18 protein-coding genes are annotated in these 17337 nt (G+C 51.7%); 16 read left to right on the top strand and 2 right to left on the bottom strand.

Going from position 1 to position 17337, the window contains the following annotated elements; all coding sequences use genetic code 11:
- Positions 1 to 4 precede the first annotated feature (4 nt).
- Positions 5 to 700, bottom strand: coding sequence for a response regulator transcription factor (locus DW757_RS11425; protein ID WP_118751753.1), 696 nt, complete (start codon positions 698 to 700; stop codon positions 5 to 7).
- Between the two features lie 579 nt (positions 701 to 1279).
- Here DW757_RS11425 and DW757_RS11415 point away from each other — a divergent pair.
- From DW757_RS11415 to DW757_RS11355, 13 genes are all read left to right on the top strand, one after another.
- On the top strand, positions 1280 to 2245 hold the full coding sequence (locus DW757_RS11415) for a beta-ketoacyl-ACP synthase III (protein ID WP_008397733.1): 966 nt from the start codon (positions 1280 to 1282) through the stop codon (positions 2243 to 2245).
- Positions 2246 to 2415: 170 nt separating this feature from the next.
- Entirely contained in the window at positions 2416 to 2649 is a 234-nt protein-coding gene (gene acpP / locus DW757_RS11410; protein ID WP_008397736.1) for an acyl carrier protein, read from the top strand.
- Complete coding sequence (fabK, locus tag DW757_RS11405; RefSeq protein ID WP_008397737.1) at positions 2649 to 3572, top strand: enoyl-[acyl-carrier-protein] reductase FabK; 924 nt, start codon at positions 2649 to 2651, stop codon at positions 3570 to 3572. The genes acpP and fabK overlap by 1 nt, the downstream gene beginning before the upstream one ends.
- Before the next feature lie 166 nt (positions 3573 to 3738).
- Complete coding sequence (fabD, locus tag DW757_RS11400) at positions 3739 to 4656, top strand: ACP S-malonyltransferase (protein WP_008397738.1); 918 nt, start codon at positions 3739 to 3741, stop codon at positions 4654 to 4656.
- 95 nt (positions 4657 to 4751) lie between these two features.
- Positions 4752 to 5495 (top strand): 3-oxoacyl-[acyl-carrier-protein] reductase, encoded by a 744-nt coding sequence (gene fabG / locus DW757_RS11395; protein WP_008397739.1) that lies wholly within the window; start codon positions 4752 to 4754, stop codon positions 5493 to 5495.
- 51 nt (positions 5496 to 5546) lie between these two features.
- A complete protein-coding gene (gene fabF / locus DW757_RS11390) occupies positions 5547 to 6785 on the top strand; it encodes a beta-ketoacyl-ACP synthase II (protein WP_015572871.1) in 1239 nt (412 codons plus the stop codon).
- 18 nt (positions 6786 to 6803) lie between these two features.
- Positions 6804 to 7319, top strand: a complete 516-nt coding sequence (gene accB / locus DW757_RS11385; protein WP_008397741.1) for an acetyl-CoA carboxylase biotin carboxyl carrier protein — start codon at positions 6804 to 6806, stop codon at positions 7317 to 7319.
- A 59-nt stretch (positions 7320 to 7378) separates the two neighbouring features.
- The gene (gene fabZ / locus DW757_RS11380; RefSeq protein WP_008397742.1) at positions 7379 to 7801 is read left to right on the top strand and encodes a 3-hydroxyacyl-ACP dehydratase FabZ; all 423 of its coding nucleotides are present in this window, start codon (positions 7379 to 7381) and stop codon (positions 7799 to 7801) included.
- A 9-nt stretch (positions 7802 to 7810) separates the two neighbouring features.
- Positions 7811 to 9163, top strand: a complete 1353-nt coding sequence (locus tag DW757_RS11375; RefSeq protein WP_021966259.1) for an acetyl-CoA carboxylase biotin carboxylase subunit — start codon at positions 7811 to 7813, stop codon at positions 9161 to 9163.
- A gap of 92 nt (positions 9164 to 9255) precedes the next feature.
- Positions 9256 to 11139, top strand: a complete 1884-nt coding sequence (locus tag DW757_RS11370) for an acetyl-CoA carboxylase carboxyl transferase subunit (RefSeq protein ID WP_021966258.1) — start codon at positions 9256 to 9258, stop codon at positions 11137 to 11139.
- Positions 11140 to 11170: 31 nt separating this feature from the next.
- A complete protein-coding gene (locus DW757_RS11365) occupies positions 11171 to 12271 on the top strand; it encodes a nitronate monooxygenase family protein (RefSeq protein ID WP_118751752.1) in 1101 nt (366 codons plus the stop codon).
- 78 nt (positions 12272 to 12349) lie between these two features.
- Positions 12350 to 12979 (top strand): hypothetical protein, encoded by a 630-nt coding sequence (locus DW757_RS11360; RefSeq protein WP_021966256.1) that lies wholly within the window; start codon positions 12350 to 12352, stop codon positions 12977 to 12979.
- Positions 12980 to 13183: 204 nt separating this feature from the next.
- A complete protein-coding gene (locus DW757_RS11355; protein ID WP_021966255.1) occupies positions 13184 to 14275 on the top strand; it encodes a TIGR00300 family protein in 1092 nt (363 codons plus the stop codon).
- A 29-nt stretch (positions 14276 to 14304) separates the two neighbouring features.
- Here DW757_RS11355 and DW757_RS11350 read toward each other — a convergent pair whose 3' ends face one another.
- A complete protein-coding gene (locus DW757_RS11350; protein ID WP_008397754.1) occupies positions 14305 to 14661 on the bottom strand; it encodes an arsenate reductase family protein in 357 nt (118 codons plus the stop codon).
- Positions 14662 to 15239: 578 nt separating this feature from the next.
- Here DW757_RS11350 and DW757_RS11340 point away from each other — a divergent pair.
- The 3 genes from DW757_RS11340 to DW757_RS11330 all read left to right on the top strand — a co-directional run bounded on the left by DW757_RS11340 (position 15240) and on the right by DW757_RS11330 (position 17192).
- On the top strand, positions 15240 to 15767 hold the full coding sequence (locus tag DW757_RS11340; RefSeq protein ID WP_015572875.1) for a membrane protein: 528 nt from the start codon (positions 15240 to 15242) through the stop codon (positions 15765 to 15767).
- Between the two features lie 190 nt (positions 15768 to 15957).
- Complete coding sequence (locus DW757_RS11335) at positions 15958 to 16398, top strand: MarR family transcriptional regulator (protein ID WP_021966254.1); 441 nt, start codon at positions 15958 to 15960, stop codon at positions 16396 to 16398.
- Positions 16399 to 16544: 146 nt separating this feature from the next.
- Entirely contained in the window at positions 16545 to 17192 is a 648-nt protein-coding gene (locus DW757_RS11330) for a GerMN domain-containing protein (RefSeq protein WP_015572876.1), read from the top strand.
- Positions 17193 to 17337: the final 145 nt, after the last annotated feature.

Raw genomic sequence — 17337 nt, 5'->3', positions numbered from 1 at the left:
CCACCTACTGCTTTTCAATCTTATATCCTACGCCCCAGACAACCTTAAGATAGCGGGGCTCTCTGGGATTAATCTCGATTTTTTCACGGATGTGACGGATGTGCACAGCCACGGTATTGTCTGCTCCGATGGCCTCCTCGTTCCAGATTTCCTCGTAGATCTGATCAATCGAGAATACCTTTCCTGCATTTTTTACGAGAAGGAGGAGAATGTTATACTCGATAGGCGTCAGCTTGATCAGCTCGCCGTCCACCAGAACCTCCTTGTTCTCATCATTGATCTGAAGGCCGCCGCACTTATATACGCGGCTGTCGGACTGGGTATTCATATTTCCCAGCTGCGTGTAGCGGCGAAGCTGGGATTTGACGCGGGCTACCAGCTCGAGGGGGTTGAAGGGCTTGGTAATGTAGTCATCCGCCCCGATATTCAGTCCCAGGATCTTGTCAGGATCCTCTGACTTGGCGGACAGAATGATAATCGGTATACTGCTGGTTTCCCTCACTTTGAGCGTGGTTCTGATTCCGTCAAGGCCGGGCATCATCACGTCCACAATCATGAGGTTCACCTCATGTGTTTTGAGAAGCTCCAGAGCCTCCAGACCGTCATAGGCCTTGATCACCTCAAAGCCCTCTCCGGTCAGATAAATATCTATAGCCTCGACAATCTGTCTGTCGTCATCGCATACCAGGATTTTCTGCATTATGTAAACCTCCTTTTGAATGATAGTACTATGGTTCTTATGATTTCTTATTATACATTTTCCTGCCTCAAAAAGGTACTGGTTTTTTTCGTTCTGATAAAAATGACAGAGGGCTGCCGTTTCCATATTTATATGGGGGAAGGTTCAGCCTGCTCAGCCTGCGCCTGCCTGAGCAGGTTATCCCCGGAACTTTTGCATTTCAGAGAGGTACTTTGCCGTATAAATCAGACAGAAAGCCTGCAGGTCTTAGAAAAGACGGGACAGAAAATCAGAAGGAGGGCAGAAAGGTCTGGGAAATGCAGTCTGAAAAGCCTGTTTTTCAGGGGCGGATTATGCGGAAAGTTCTTCTTGACAAACAAACGGCCATAGAATACACTAGCAATAGTTTGAATATCAAACAATCTGTCGGGAAGGCCCGGACATGTCTGAAAACGGAGGCCTCGTTTGGCTTTCAGGCAGGGGGGTGTCTGCCCAGGCGGACAGGTGTATGTTATTGTAAAATAAAAAATCAATATGACAGCCAGACAGGCGCTTGGCGGCGGAGGCTGTCATAAGCAGACAGAAAAGCGGGAATCAGACATGACTACAAGAATCATCGGAATCGGCTCATATGTGCCGGATACAGTTGTTACAAATAAGGATCTCATGGAATTTTTGGATACGGATGACGCGTGGATCCGTGAGAGAACGGGAATCTGTGAGAGGAGAGTGTCAAAGGAGATGGGAACCTGCGCTCTGGCGGTGGAGGCGGCTAAGAGAGCAGTTTCTGATGCGGGGATTGACCCGAAGGAGATCGACCTGATTGTGCTTGCCACCTCATCCGGAGACCGTGCATTCCCGGCGGCGGCCATGGATGTACAGGCAGCCATCGGAGCGGTAAACGCTGTAGGCTTTGACATTACGGCAGCCTGCTCAGGATTTATCTTCGGCCTGCACATTGCCCACAGCTTTTTTATGTCCGGAATCTATAAGACCGCTCTGATCGTAGGTGCGGAAGCCTTAAGCAAGGTGGTGGACTGGACAGACCGGGGAACCTGCATCCTTTTTGGCGACGGAGCAGGGGCAGCGGTTGTGAGGGCCTCAGAGGACGGCGGAATCATAAAAACACTGATGGGAAGCGACGGAACGAAGGGATGGACGCTGGAGTGCCAGGCCAGAAATCTCGGAAACTGCCTGAACGGAGTCAAGCCGGAGCTGGGCTTTATGAAAATGGACGGGAAGGAAGTTTTCAAATTCGCAGTCCGCAAGGTGCCTGAGATTGTGGAGGATATTCTGAAAGAGGCGGAAATGACGCCGGAGGAAATCAAATACTTCGTTCTTCACCAGGCCAACTACAGGATTCTGGAGGCAGCCTCCAGACGGCTTAAAATACCCATGGAAAAGATTCCTGTAAATATTGACCGCTACGGAAACACATCCGCGGCTTCTATTCCGATTCTTCTCGACGAGATGAAGCAGGAAGGGAAGCTTAAGCGGGGAGATAAACTGGTACTTGCCGGCTTCGGCTCCGGCATGACCTGGGGGGCCACCCTTTTAGAGTGGTAAAGCAGGAAGAAGCACGGCTGCGGATAGGGCGCGTCCGCGTCATTTTTCCCTTGCAAGTTCCTGAAAATCAAATATAATAAAAGAAATGAATGCTGTGGGGGAGGAACCCTGTAACGGCTTTCAGAAATTAAATTCAAAAACTAAAACTTAAAGGTAAAGGAGAATGAATTATGTTAGAAAAAATGAAAGAGATCATCGCAGAGCAGTTAAGCGTGGATGCAGATTCCATCACAGAGGCTTCCTCCTTCAAGGATGATCTGGGAGCAGATTCTCTGGATTTATTCGAGCTGGTTATGGCACTTGAGGATGAGTATTCTGTAGAGATCCCGGCTGAGGACTTACAGAACCTCTTAACAGTAGGCGATGTAATGAACTATTTAAAAGAAAAAGGTGTTGAAGCATAATGAAGACCAGAGTCACTGAACTTTTAGGGATTGAATGTCCGATCATCCAGGGCGGTATGGCCTGGGTGGCCGAGCATCATCTGGCTGCAGCTGTTTCTGAGGCCGGCGGTCTGGGTCTCATCGGCGGGGCGAATGCTCCGGGAGAAGTAGTCCGCGATGAAATCAGAAAGGCCAGAGAGCTGACAAAGAAGCCGTTCGGCGTAAACGTCATGCTCATGAGCCCTCATGCTGACGACGTGGCAAAGGTAGTCGTTGAGGAGGGCGTGAAGGTAGTCACAACAGGAGCCGGAAACCCTGGAAAATATATGGAGATGTGGAAGAACGCCGGAATTAAGGTAATCCCGGTAGTGGCCTCCGTCGCTTTGGCAAGGATGATGGAGAAAGGCGGAGCTGACGCCGTTATCGCAGAGGGCACAGAGTCCGGCGGACATATCGGTGAAGCTACGACCATGACGCTCGTTCCGCAGGTAGTGGATGCGGTATCCATACCTGTTATCGCAGCAGGCGGAATCGGGGACGGCCGCGGAATTGCAGCCGCCTTTATGCTGGGAGCTGAGGCAGTCCAGATGGGAACACGCTTTGTAGTGGCGAAGGAGTCCATTGTACATCCCAATTACAAGGAAAAGATTATCAAGGCGAAGGACATAGATTCCACAGTAACAGGCAGGACCCACGGCCATCCGGTCAGATGTCTGAGAAACCAGATGACCAGAGAGTATATCAAGATGGAGCAGGAGGGCAAGTCCTTCGAAGAGCTTGAGTATCTGACGCTGGGAACCCTCAGAAAGGCCGTTATGGATGGAGACACATCAAACGGAACTGTTATGGCAGGCCAGATTGCAGGTATGGTCAAAAAAGAACAGACCTGCAAGGAAATGATGGACGAGATGATGGCAGAGGCAGGTAAGCTTCTGCACTGGTAATCCATAAAAAGGCGGCGCAAAAACGCCGCAGAAGACAGACCTGGCAGAAAAGCAGGTGCGGCATAGCTTCGCCATCCGGCTCTGTCAGATAATAGGAAACAGCGGCCCGTGTGCACAGGAAGACGGCAGGCGGGCCGTTTCCATAGGAAGAAAAAGGAGTAGCGCTATGAGCAAGATTGCATTTATTTTTCCAGGCCAGGGTGCGCAGGTGTGCGGCATGGGGCAGGATTTCTATGAGCAGACAGAGACAGGAAAGCAGGTATTCGACACTGCAACTGAAATTCTAGGCTTTTCCATGCCTGAGCTCTGCTTTGAGAAAAACGACAGGCTGGACATAACAGAGTACACACAGCCGGCCATGGTGACAGCGAGCCTTGCTATGATGAAGGTTCTCATGGAGCGTACAGGGATAAAGCCTGATGCGGCCGCAGGACTGAGTCTGGGAGAGTATCCGGCAATGGCTGCTGCTGGCGTGATGTCTGTGGAGGATGCGATTCGCACCGTAAGACAGAGGGGAATCCTGATGCAGGAGGCGGTTCCGGCGGGAATCGGAGCCATGGCCGCTGTCCTTGCGATGGATGCAGAGGAAATTGAACGGGTGATCGAGCCAATTGAAGGGGTGCAGATTGCCAACTATAACTGCCCGGGACAGATCGTTATCTCTGGAAAGAAGGAGGCGGTCGACGAGGCGGCAGAGAAGCTTAAGGAAGCGGGAGCAAAGAGGGTGATCCCGTTAAATGTCAGCGGCCCGTTCCACTCCAGAATGCTCACAGAGGCAGGAGAGAAGCTGGGAAAAGTGCTTGACACAGTTGAAATTCACGAGCCTGTGATTCCGTATGCGGCCAATGTGACGGCTGAGTATGTGACAAAGGCAGAGGATGTAAAACCGCTTCTGGTGAAGCAGGTATCCTCCTCCGTGCGGTGGGAGCAGACCATGAGAATGATGCTTCAGGACGGCGTGGATACATTTATTGAGATCGGGCCTGGCAAGACACTGGCCGGATTTATGAAGAAGATAGATAGAAACGTTCGCGTGATCAATATAGAGAAACTGGAAGATATTGAGAAAGTAAGGGAGCTGTAGAGGCTTCCTGGAAAGAAAGCCGGCCAGAGAGGGGCGGCCGGCTCTCTGTACTCTCAGGCAAACCGGAAGCGATTCCGAGGAAAGGTTGTAAAAATATGTTATTGGAAGGCAAAATTGCACTGGTAACCGGAGCGAGCCGCGGAATTGGCCGTCAGATCGCCCTGACACTGGCCAAAGAGGGCGCTGTTGTTATCGTAAACTACAACGGATCTGCGGCGAAGGCGGAGGAAGTGGTGAAAGAGATCACAGAGGCAGGCGGTACCGCTGAGGCTGTTCAGTGCAGCGTCTCCGACTACGCAAAGACTGAAGAAATGATGAAGGATCTCATCGCCAGATATAAGAGAATTGATATTCTGGTGAATAATGCCGGTATCACAAAGGATAATCTGCTCATGAAGATGAGTGAGGAGGAGTACGATGCTGTTTTAGACACCAATTTAAAGGGAACCTTTAACTGCATCAAGCATGTCTCCAGACAGATGCTGAAGCAGAAGGGAGGCCGCATCATTAATATCTCCTCCGTATCAGGCGTGATGGGAAATGCGGGACAGGCCAATTACTGTGCATCCAAGGCAGGAGTGATTGGGCTTACAAAGTCCGTGGCCAGAGAGCTTGGAAGCCGCGGTATCACGGTAAATGCGATCGCGCCGGGATTCATTGACACAGAGATGACAGCCGTTCTTCCTGAGGATGTGAAGAAGTCCATGGGAGAGCAGATTCCGATGAAGAAGTTTGGAAAAACGGAGGATGTAGCAAATCTTGCCGCCTTCCTGGCTTCCGATCTGGCAGGCTACATTACAGGACAGATTATAGGCGTGGACGGCGGAATGGCCATGTAGGCCTTAACGTGCGGACAGCTGAAGAATTTCAAAGAGTTCAGGAGGGAATATATGGCAAATAGAGTAGTAATTACCGGCATGGGTGCAATTACCCCAGTCGGAAATGATGTGGAGACATTCTGGAATTCCCTGAAGGAAAAAAAGACAGGATTCGGGGAGATTACATATTTTGATACAGCAGATTTCAAGGTGAAGCTGGCTGCCCAGGTAAAGGATTTTGACCCAAAGAATTACATGGATGCAAAGACTGCGAGAAGAATGGAGCCGTTTTCCCAGTTCGCAGTGGCAGCAGCCTCTCAGGCCCTTGCACAGTCAGGTCTCGATATGGAAAAGGAGGATCCCTTCCGCGTAGGTGTCAGCATCGGTTCCGGAATCGGAAGCCTTCAGTCTGTGGAGAGAGAGTACAAAAAGCTCCTTGAGAAAGGGCCTAACCGCGTAAACCCTCTTCTCGTGCCCATGATGATCTGCAATATGGCTGCAGGAAACGTGTCCATCCAGTACGGACTTAAGGGAAAGTGCATCAACGTGGTGACTGCCTGTGCTACAGGAACCCACTCCATCGGTGAGGCCTTCCGCTCCATCCAGTGCGGCGAGGCAGAGGTAATGCTGGCAGGCGGAACCGAATCAAGCATCACCCCAATCGGTGTCGCAGGCTTTACGGCTCTTACAGCCCTCTCTACCAACCCGGATCCGGCCACCTGCTCCCGTCCTTTTGACAGGGACAGAGACGGCTTTGTTATGGGCGAGGGCGCAGGCGTTGTCGTGCTGGAGTCCTTAGAGCATGCATTAAACAGAGGGGCTACTATTCTGGCTGAGATCGTCGGATACGGCGCAACCAGCGATGCATACCATATTACCTCCCCGGCAGAGGACGGAAGCGGAGCCGCAAAGGCTATGGAGTACGCTATCAGGGATGCGGGGATCACACCGGAGCAGATCGACTATGTAAATGCTCACGGAACCAGCACCCACCACAACGATCTCTTCGAGACAAAGGCTATCAAGCTGGCTCTGGGAGATCACGCTTACAAGGTAAAGATCAATTCCACCAAATCCATGGTCGGCCATTTGCTGGGAGCGGCAGGCGGAGTGGAGTTCATCACCTGTGTGAAGTCTGTCATGGAGGATTATGTGCACGCCACAGCAGGGCTTGCTGAGTCAGAGCCTGAGTGCGATCTGGATTACACGAAGGGCGAGGGAGTCCACACAACTGTAAATTATGCCATTTCCAATTCCCTGGGCTTCGGCGGACACAACGCAAGCCTTGTGGTAAAGAAGTATGAGGCTTAATGCCGGAGGAGGACAGACATGGATATTAAGGATATTGTGACACTGATTGAGGCTGTCTCCAAAAATAATCTTACCAGCCTTGTGATCGAGGAGAACGGGACAAAACTGTCCCTAAAGAGAGAGAAGGAGAGGGAGATTGTGACGGCTGTTCCGCCTGTGGCAGCTCCGGCTGTCTCCGCTATGGGACTTGCCCCGGGCCTTGCAGGAGCGGGAGTGACAGGGCTCCCCGTGACCCCGGAGGCTTCTCTGGCCGGTTCAGTTTCCGCACAGGCGGCTGAGACAAAGGAGGATATCCCGTCCGGCAATGTGGTAAAGTCTCCGCTTGTAGGAACTTTCTATTCAGCTCCTGCGCCGGACGCCGACAGCTTTGTGAAGGTAGGCGATACGGTGAAAAAGGGCCAGGTGCTTGGAATCATCGAGGCCATGAAGCTGATGAATGAGATCGAGAGTGAGTATGACGGCGTGGTGGAGGCCATCCTTGTAAACAACGAGGAGGTTGTGGAGTACGGCCAGCCGTTATTCAGAATTAAATAGCAGGACGCTGCAGATTTTATAGCGGCGTAAGGCAAATAAAAAAGACAGGGGTACCGAATATGTTAGGAATCAAGGAGATTCAGGAAATTATTCCCCACAGGCATCCATTTCTCCTTATCGATTGTATCGAGGAGATAAGGCCGGGCGAGGGAGCCACGGGCTATAAGTCAGTGACTTACAATGAGCCGTTTTTTGCAGGCCATTTTCCGCAGGAGCCGGTTATGCCGGGAGTCCTGATTGTGGAGGCTCTGGCTCAGGTGGGCGCAGTGGCGATTCTGAGCGAGGAGGAGAACAGAGGCAAAGTTGCCTACTTTGGAGGAATCAACAGCGCCAAGTTCAGAAAAAAGGTAGTTCCGGGGGACAGACTGAAGTTGGAATGCCAGATTATCAAGAGAAAGGGGCCGGTTGGAATTGGAAGTGCGACAGCATCTGTGGACGGCAAAGTGGCAGTTTCCGCCGAGCTCACGTTTATGATTGGATAGGTGACGCTTTTGTTTAACAAGATTTTGATTGCAAACCGCGGCGAGATCGCGGTCAGGATTATCCGCGCCTGCCGGGAGATGGGGATCAAGACGGTGGCTGTCTACTCCGAGGCAGACAGGGACAGCCTCCACACACTGCTCGCCGACGAGGCTGTCTGTATCGGGCCGGCCCCGTCCAGCGAGAGCTATCTGGATATGGAGCGCATTATCTCCGCCACAGTGGCCATGAGGGCGGACGCCATTCATCCGGGCTTCGGGTTCCTTTCTGAGAACGCCCGCTTCGCAGATCTGTGCGAGAAATGCAATATCCGCTTTATCGGACCCTCCGCTGACATCATTCACCGGATGGGAAACAAATCAGAAGCCAGAAAGACCATGATCGAGGCCGGAGTTCCCGTTGTTCCTGGAAGCAAGGAACCGGTATATTCACCGGAGGAGGCCTTAAAGATGGCGAAGGCTATCGGCTTTCCCGTTATGATCAAGGCATCTTCAGGCGGCGGAGGAAAGGGAATGAGAGTTTCCAGAAGCGCGGAGGATTTTGAGGCCAATTTTAACCAGGCGCAGATGGAATCAGTCAAGGGCTTTTCCGATGACACCATGTATATTGAAAAATATATTGAGCAGCCAAGACATATTGAGTTTCAGATCCTTGCGGACGAGTATGGGAATGTGGTACACCTTGGAGAGCGCGACTGCTCCATCCAGAGACGCCATCAGAAGGTCCTCGAGGAGGCTCCGTCGGAGGCTATTTCCCCTGAGCTTCGCAAAGCTATGGGAGAGACAGCGGTGAAGGCAGCCAGGGCAGTGGGCTATGTAAATGCGGGAACCATCGAGTTTCTGTTAGACAAACACAAGCAGTTCTACTTTATGGAGATGAATACGCGTATTCAGGTGGAGCATCCGGTGACAGAGGCTGTCACAGATCTGGATCTGATTAAAGAGCAGATTAAGATCGCAGCTGGAGAACCCCTTGGCTTTACCCAGGACGATGTGGTGATCCGCGGCCATGCTATTGAGTGCAGGATCAATGCGGAGAACCCGGAGAAGAACTTTATGCCGTGTCCGGGAACCATCACGGAGGTGCATCTGCCGGGAGGCCGGGGAGTCAGGATAGACACCCATATTTACGCCGGTTATCAGGTTCCGCCGAACTATGATTCCATGCTGCTAAAGCTCATTGTCTATGACAGAGACAGACAGGCCGCTATAGCTAAGATGAGGAGCGCTCTGGGAGAGCTTGTTATCGAGGGAATTGACACAAACATTGATTTCCAGTATGAAATCTTAAACAATGAGGCCTATCAGGAGGGACAGATCGACACGGATTTCATTCCGAAGGAGTTTCCGTCCTACTGCAAATAGAGTGATGTCTTAGACCTCTGGCATCAGTCTGGGCGGACAGGTCAGGTATCGGCAGTCCGAAAGGGAATATCCGGGGAAAGGGAGAGTGTTATATGCTGAAAGATATGTTTAAAAAGACATATACCTTGATAGATACGAAATACAAAAAGGCTTCTGAGGAAAAGGAGGAGGCTGTCTACGAGGGACAGCCGAATATTCCTCAGGGACTCTGGCGCAAATGCAATAAGTGCGGCCGGCCCATCTATACAGAGGATGTGAAAAACAATTTCTACATCTGCCCTAAGTGTGACGGCTACTTCCGCGTCCATGCCTACAGAAGAATCGAGATGACGATAGACAGCGGTTCCTTTGAGGAGTGGGACAGGGAGATGGAGTTTGTAAACCCCTTAAATTTCCCGGGATATGAGAAGAAGGTCCAGGCTGTCAGGGAAAAGACGAACCTGAACGAGGCGGTCGTCACAGGACGGGGAACCATTCATGGTCAGAAAACAGTGATCGCCGTCTGCGATTCCCGCTTCATTATGAGCAGCATGAGCCACAATGTAGGAGAGAAGATTGCGAGAGCTGTGGAGAGGGCTACGGCTCTCCGCCTTCCGGTGATTATCTTTGCCTGTTCAGGAGGAGCCAGGATGCAGGAGGGGCTTGTGTCCCTGATGCAGATGGAAAAGACCTCTGCGGCAATAAAACGCCACAGTGACGCCGGCCTTCTCTACATCAGCGTGCTCACAGAGCCCACGACAGGCGGCGTGACAGCCAGCTTTGCCATGCTGGGCGACATCATTATTGCTGAACCGAAGGCGCTTATCGGATTTGCGGGACAGCGGGTGATTGAGCAGACAATCCGGCAGAAGCTGCCTGAGGGCTTCCAGAGGGCGGAATTCCAGATGGAGCACGGCTTTGTGGATCTGATCGTGGAGCGTCCTGAGATGAAGGATACCCTTTCCTCCATCCTCCGCATCCATGCCAACAGAAATGAGTGGAATTATAAGGGCGAGGGCCGGAGAAAGCAGGAGTCAGAAAAGGCTCAGGAAAGCGGCAGCGCGAGGAAGATCCAGGGTTCTGCAGAGGGAGAGAAAGGAACTGGAAGCCTGTCAGAGCAGGAGCTTTTAGCTGCCCTGGAGAAATCCTTTGACAGAAAGAGCGCAGTGATTAAGCGCACGCCGGAAAAGGAGCTGCAGGAGATTGCAAACCGCCAGTTAAGTGCATGGGATACGGTGCTTATATCAAGAAGTGAGGACAGGCTGATCTCCAGTGACTACATCGAAGAGCTGTTTGACGGCTTCATCGAGCTTCACGGCGACCGCTATTTCGGAGACGACGGCGCGATTATCGGCGGAATTGCCACCTGGCACGGAATGCCGGTGACGGTGATTGCTCAGGAGAAGGGGAAGAGCACAAAGGAGAACTTAAAGAGGAATTTCGGAATGCCGAATCCCGAGGGTTACAGAAAGGCCCTGCGCCTGATGAAGCAGGCTGAGAAGTTCGGCCGCCCGATTATCTGCTTTGTGGATACTCCGGGAGCTTTTCCGGGAATTGAGGCCGAGGAGAGAGGACAGGGTGAGGCGATTGCCAGAAGCCTGTTTGAGGCATCCAACCTGACTGTGCCGGTACTTGCCATTGTCGTAGGCGAGGGAGGAAGCGGCGGCGCCCTTGCCATGGCTGTGGGAAATGAGGTCTGGATGATGGAGAATGCTGTTTACTCAGTACTCTCACCTGAGGGCTTTGCGGCAATTCTCTGGAAGGATGGGAAGAAGGCCAGCGAAGCAGCCAAGGTCATGAAGATGACGGCAAAGGATCTTTATGAGCTGGGACTGATTGAGTGCATTATCCCTGAGCCTGAGCCTGCTACCAAGGCCAACAAAGAAGAAATCTGCCGTGAGCTGGACTGGAAGCTGGAGGAATTCTTCCTGCGTTTCAGGGATATGACGCGGGCGGAAGCAGTCAGCCAGAGATACGACAGGTTCCGCGCGTTTTAGAGAACCAGAAATAAAATTTAGGAGAACGAGGATGGATAGATTTAAACCGCTGAAAATAGGGAATCTGACGGCTAAGCTCCCTGTTATTCAGGGGGGCATGGGGGTTGGAATCAGCCTTTCATCCCTGGCAGGAGCTGTGGCTAAGGAGGGGGGAATCGGCCTCATCTCAACCGCACAGATCGGCTTTCGGGAGCCGGATTTTTACCGCAATGCCCAGGAGGCAAATCTGAGGGCCATGGAGAGCGAACTGAAAAAGGCCAGAGCTATTGCCCTTGAAGGCATCATCGGCTTTAATATCATGGTTGCCACCAAGAATTATGTTGAGTACGTGAAGACTGCCGTGAAAATCGGCGCGGATCTCATTGTTTCGGGGGCCGGTCTTCCTGTGGATCTGCCTGAATATGTGAAGGGAAGCGCCACTAAAATTGCACCGATCGTGTCCACGGTCAAGGCTGCCAAGGTTATCTGCAAGATGTGGGACAGAAACTATAAGACGGCTCCGGATCTGGTAGTGGTTGAGGGACCTCTGGCAGGCGGTCATCTGGGCTTTTCCAGGGAGCAGCTGGCAGAGCTCGAGGCGGACACGGAGGAGGTATCGAAAACCTACCATAAAGCGGAGTACGAGGAAGAGGTGAAGGGCATTATCGCCCTGGTAAAGCAGTACGCTGACAAGTATGGGAAGGAGATCCCGGTAGTGGCTGCCGGAGGTGTGTACACGCACGAGGATGTGCGCCACTGCATCGAGGATCTGGGAGCCGACGGCGTCCAGGTGGGAACCAGGTTTGTGACTACAGAGGAGTGCGACGCGCCTCTTGTCTACAAGCAGGCATATATCAACGCAAAGGAAGAGGATATTGTGATCACCAAAAGCCCGGTGGGAATGCCGGGAAGGGCCATCATGAATCCGTTTCTCAGAAAGATGATGACCGAGGGGGAGAAGGTCACCAGGTGCTTCCGCTGCCTGGAACACTGCGATCCGGCCACTACCCCGTACTGCATTACCCAGGCGCTGATCAATGCGGCCCAGGGAGATGAGGAGCATGCTCTCCTGTTCTGCGGAAGCAATGCATACCGGGCTGAGCGAATCGAGAAAGTCCCAGACGTGATGAGGGAGCTCTGCTTCGGAGAGTAAGGATCGAGAAGACGGAATGGAAAAAGGGCATAAATCCCGCTCTTCTGGCATACAGTTTGCCAGAAGGGTGGGATTTTTTTGCTGAATTACGTCTGGGCTGTGATGATGGCTGTGGGAATTTTGTGGGGAGCACTTCACGGAAGGCTCCCGGAGGTCACAAATGGTGCGCTGGAGGCAGCGGGGGAGGCGGTAACCCTGGGAATTACCATGCTCGGCGTCATGTCCTTCTGGACAGGAATTCTGGAAATCGGCCAGAAGGCAGGTCTGATCGAGGCCCTGGCAGGGAAAATGTATCCGGTTCTGCGCTTTCTGTTCCCGAAGATTCCAAAGGGCCATCCTGCTCTGGAATCTATCTCCGCCAATATGATTGCCAACATGCTGGGCCTGGGATGGGCGGCGACACCGGCCGGCCTGAAGGCCATGGGGGAACTTGAACAGCTGGAGGAGGAGAGGAGGGAGAGGCGACTGGAAAAAGACTGCCATCCCGTTTTAAGGGGAACGGCCAGCAATGAGATGTGTACCTTCCTGATTATCAATATCTCCTCCCTTCAGCTCATCCCCATCAATATGATTGCCTACCGGGCACAGTACGGCTCTGCAAATCCGGCTGCTGTCACGGGCCCTGCACTTCTGGCTACGGGGGTGAGCACACTTGCAGCTGTGCTGTTCTGCACAGTCATGAACCGGAGAGGGAAAAAAGAGAGGTAAAGTGTGCCGGAAATTTCTTCTTCGGGGTACCGAAACAGCGGAAAATAAGCTATAATAGACAGATATGAGGGGCTTTAAAAGCCGAGGAAAAAGGTGTCTGAAAGAGGACAAAACCAGAAAGGCACCAGTCAGACAGGCTTCAGAAGCATGAAAGACGGTATGGTAAAGCGGCATGAAAGAACGAATAAGAGAGGGGATTTTACTATGGCATTTGAACTGAAAAAGTACACGGCACCTGATTTTACCGAGGAGAAGTTTGTGAAGGCTCCGGACGCTCTGATGGCACCGGCGCCGAAGGACAAGGTGGCACCGGAGAATTATCATGCTACTACGATTTTTCCGGAGTATTTCAAGGTTGGAGGCCAGTGGCTTCTGGCAAAGGAGAGCCGGATGGACTGTGTGGCTGTCTATGAGAACGGGGAGATCTCTGTGAGGGAGTTCAGGACCCTGAAGAAGGGGGACCTTGTCATCGTCGGGAGAACGGAGGATGCCCAGGAGGGAATCTTTGTGTGGACCCATGGCTTTGATGAGCCTTCTGCAGGAAGCGGGGAGGCATTTGCCTTCCGCCAGGGACGTTCCAGGGAGACGGCATTCTCCAAGGATTACGACCAGATTTATGAGCTCTTAAAGCATGAGCGGGAAAACGGATATGTGGTCTGGGTGATGGGGCCGGCCTGTGCCTTTGACTCCGATTCCAGGGAGGCTTTCTCCAAGCTGGTTATGAACGGATATGTGGACGCTCTGCTTGCGGGAAATGCCCTGGCAACCCATGATCTGGAGGGGGCCTATTTAAAGACTGCTCTGGGACAGGATATATATACCCAGGAGAGCTTTGCAGGGGGCCATTACAATCACATTGATACAATCAACAGGGTGCGCTTCCACGGCTCGATCCCGGAGTTTATCGAGAAGGAGCACATTGACAACGGGATTATCTACAGCTGTGTGAAAAAGGGAGTGCCTTTTGTGCTGACAGGTTCCATCCGCGATGACGGGCCTCTCCCGGAGGTCTATGCAGACGTGTACGAGGGACAGTCGGCCATGAGAGAGTGCGTAAAAAAGGCCACTACTGTGATCTGTATGGCTACCACCCTGCACTCCATCGCCACGGGAAATATGACCCCGTCCTTCCGCGTGCTGGCCGACGGAACCGTGCGTCAGGTATATTTTTACAGCGTGGATGTTTCCGAGTTCGCCGTCAACAAGCTGGGCGATCGGGGCAGCCTTTCCGCAAAGAGTATTGTAACGAATGTGCAGGATTTTGTGGTGAATGTGAGCAAGGGCCTTGGTCTGTAGGCCCTTGCTTCTGCACTTTTTCTTTCAGGCTATTTAAGCCTGGCCTCCCACTCAGCCTCTTTAAAGCCGACGAGCACAAAGTCTTCGGATATAATCAGAGGGCGTTTTACGAGCATTCCATCGGTGGCGAGCAGCTCATACTGCTCATCCTCACTCATGGAAGGGAGCTTGTCCTTTAACGCCATGGACTTGTAGAGAAGGCCGCTGGTATTGAAGAACTTTTTGAGGGGGAGGCCGCTTATCTTATGCCATTTTCTGAGCTCCTCTGCTGTCGGGTTGTTTTCCTTGATATGGCGATCCTCATAGGAAACGCCGGCGTCATCCAGCCATTTCTTAGCTTTCTGACAGGTAGTGCATTTCGGATATTCAATAAAAAGTACGCTCATGGATTTTCCTCCTGAAATTAATTTTTCTGAATGCTTTTGTTATACCATATCCTTCGGATATGGCAGCCTCCGGCGGAATTCAGCGCCCGGCTTTCAGCAGTGAATGCTGAAACCGGAATGCGCAGATATAATGCCCGCCCTGCGGTCATTATATCATATCCTTCGGATATATATCTCTCCGAGGGATGCGCACTCGCCGCAGGAGTGTTTTGGCTCCCTTCGGGCGCCAGCGGCTCAGCGCAGATATAATGCCCGTTCTGCGGTCATTATATCATAGAATATCAAGAAACGTATGGAAAATTATTGCCGAGTCTGAGACAGGCGGCAGACAGTCTGAAAAAAGGCCTCCCTGGACTGTGGCGCTTCATAAATCAGGATCAGAACGGTTTAGATTTTAGAAAGACAGTTTATAAAAATTTCCTGATTTTGCAAGGAGTAATTCACAGTCAGGACACAAACTCCCCGTATAATACTTAACATGAAAAGGAAATCACCCTTTTCATAAATCATGAAACTAGGAATTTACCGGTACCTTCTGGCATAGAATGACAGAAAGGGCAATAGAGCGGGGATTAGCCATGAAGGCAGTTCTTTACCTGTCAGACTTTCTGGTACCGGTGATTCTGTTTTACATAATCGGCTTTGGACTCATTTCCAGGCGCCCTGTGTTTGACGACTTCACGAGAGGGGCAAAGGAGGGGATGAGGACGGTTGCCGGAATACTGCCCACCCTGATCGGCCTTATGACAGCTGTGGGTGTCCTGAGAGCATCTGGATTCCTGGAGTTTCTTTCAGAAATATTGAAAGCTCCAGCAGGATTTCTCCGAATTCCTGGAGAAATAGTCCCCGTAATCCTGGTACGCCTCGTGTCCAGTTCAGCGGCCACCGGGTTTCTTCTCGATATTTTCAGGACATACGGACCGGATTCTCTGTTGGGAATGACAGTTTCTATTATGGAGAGCTGTACAGAGACCGTGTTCTATACCATGAGTGTGTATTTTATGGCAGTGAAGGTGACAAAGACAAGATGGACCCTGGCCGGAGCTCTGATTTCCACGGCTGCGGGAATTGCAGCCAGCGTGGTCATAGCGGGAGCTATTGTCTGAGAAAAAAGAAGGAAAGCCAGGGCGAAGGAGGCGGGCAGGGAGGCTCAGGACAGCCTTTGCCAGCAAAGGCTGCGAGGACTTCAGGTACAAAAGTTGTAAGAATTTTGTTGACTGCTAACAGTTGCCGGGATGGATTGTTTATTGTATAATCAGTGGGGAAATTTTGTTTTGGTCAGATGAGGGGAACACTGTGGACAATTACGATACATTCAATGAGGTACTGGTAAGGCTGTTCCGCGATATTATGGATATTGAGCAGAAGGCCATTATAACGCCGGAATTCCGGGATATCACAAGCAATGACATGCACGTAATTGAAGCGATAGGAATCGGGGTACCTAAAAACATGTCCGCGATTGCCAGGGAACTTTCGGTCACAGTGGGGACACTCACGATTGCCATGAACAGCCTTGTGAAGAAAGGCTACGTGGAGCGCACCAGAGGAAAAGAGGACAGGAGGGTGGTCTATATCTCCCTGTCGGATAAAGGGCGCAGAGCCTTTGAGCACCATGCAGAATTTCACAGAAGGATGATTGACAGTATAAAAGAAGAGCTGTCCGGCGAGGAGCTCCAGATCCTTTACCGGGCTCTCACGAAGCTGAACAAATGGTTCAGAGAGTTTACTGTCTGAAGAACAGAGAACTGAAAAAAAGACCCGCATGACAGCCGATCTGAAGAGAAATGGAAGCTGCCTGCGGATTGGAAAAACTTTGCCGTGCCTTGGGGGTTTGGCCGGGGTGCTGACAAAGAATAATCAGATGAGGAGGAAATGCAATTATGAAAAAAATGATGCTTGGTTTTATGGGAGTCGTGATGTCTGTTTCTCTGGCAGCCTGCTCCCCGACAGATGTATCCAGCCAGACAGATGCCCAGGCAGGAGGACAGACGGTGGAGGCTTCCATCGAGCAGACAGAGAGAGAGGTTGTGGAGAAGCTCCCTGACGCAGATGCAGCACCCATGGCTCAGGTCAGCATATTCACCATCAAGGAGGATGGGACAGGTCTTGAGCAGAAGATGGATGCCATCGATTCCGATGAAGAGGAGACAGTGGACGCCCAGCTTCTGGCTGACAAGATGGCAGAGTACGGAATTCTCGAAGAGGGGACAAAGGTGTTAAACTTCTCCCAGGACGGAGATGTGATTACAGTGGATCTCAGCGGTATGCCAAACCAGGACGATGTGCTGGAGCAGACAGCCGTAGCAAACACGTTCATCCAAAACTATGAGGCTCAGACGCTGAATCTGTCCGTAAACGGCGAGAGTGTCGGCCCAGGCAGCTTTGAGTTCAACCGCTCCTACAAAAATATGAGCGGAGAGAATGCCCAGGCAGCAGCAGCTTCCAGTGAGGACACAGGTGCAGATGAGACTGAGGCAAATGGAGGACCGGCATCTGAGGCTTCGGAGGAAACAGCAGCTGCTGAATAAGAAGCGGGCTTAAGTTCCAGCCAGGAAACAGAATAACAGACTAGAAAGGGGCTGTCGGAAATAGATAGCCCCTTCTATTCTGTTGTGGAGGCTGTAAAATATTCTGTGTCTATGGGAATGAAACCTTCCAGATAAGAATTCGATA

Source organism: Clostridium sp. AM29-11AC (assembly GCF_003480545.1).
Classification (GTDB): Bacteria; Bacillota; Clostridia; order Lachnospirales; family Lachnospiraceae; genus Otoolea; species Otoolea saccharolyticum_A.
This window is presented reverse-complemented; position numbering and strand designations above follow the sequence as displayed.

Coding starts and splice junctions, on each gene's coding strand:
- DW757_RS11425 (WP_118751753.1), bottom strand. CDS start 700: ATGCAGAAAATCCTGGTATGCGATGACGACAGACAGATTGTCGAGGCT.
- accB (WP_008397741.1), top strand. CDS start 6,804: ATGGATATTAAGGATATTGTGACACTGATTGAGGCTGTCTCCAAAAAT.
- DW757_RS11365 (WP_118751752.1), top strand. CDS start 11,171: ATGGATAGATTTAAACCGCTGAAAATAGGGAATCTGACGGCTAAGCTC.
- DW757_RS11340 (WP_015572875.1), top strand. CDS start 15,240: ATGAAGGCAGTTCTTTACCTGTCAGACTTTCTGGTACCGGTGATTCTG.
- DW757_RS11350 (WP_008397754.1), bottom strand. CDS start 14,661: ATGAGCGTACTTTTTATTGAATATCCGAAATGCACTACCTGTCAGAAA.
- fabK (WP_008397737.1), top strand. CDS start 2,649: ATGAAGACCAGAGTCACTGAACTTTTAGGGATTGAATGTCCGATCATC.
- acpP (WP_008397736.1), top strand. CDS start 2,416: ATGTTAGAAAAAATGAAAGAGATCATCGCAGAGCAGTTAAGCGTGGAT.
- DW757_RS11370 (WP_021966258.1), top strand. CDS start 9,256: ATGCTGAAAGATATGTTTAAAAAGACATATACCTTGATAGATACGAAA.
- DW757_RS11330 (WP_015572876.1), top strand. CDS start 16,545: ATGAAAAAAATGATGCTTGGTTTTATGGGAGTCGTGATGTCTGTTTCT.
- fabD (WP_008397738.1), top strand. CDS start 3,739: ATGAGCAAGATTGCATTTATTTTTCCAGGCCAGGGTGCGCAGGTGTGC.
- fabZ (WP_008397742.1), top strand. CDS start 7,379: ATGTTAGGAATCAAGGAGATTCAGGAAATTATTCCCCACAGGCATCCA.
- fabF (WP_015572871.1), top strand. CDS start 5,547: ATGGCAAATAGAGTAGTAATTACCGGCATGGGTGCAATTACCCCAGTC.
- DW757_RS11355 (WP_021966255.1), top strand. CDS start 13,184: ATGGCATTTGAACTGAAAAAGTACACGGCACCTGATTTTACCGAGGAG.
- fabG (WP_008397739.1), top strand. CDS start 4,752: ATGTTATTGGAAGGCAAAATTGCACTGGTAACCGGAGCGAGCCGCGGA.
- DW757_RS11415 (WP_008397733.1), top strand. CDS start 1,280: ATGACTACAAGAATCATCGGAATCGGCTCATATGTGCCGGATACAGTT.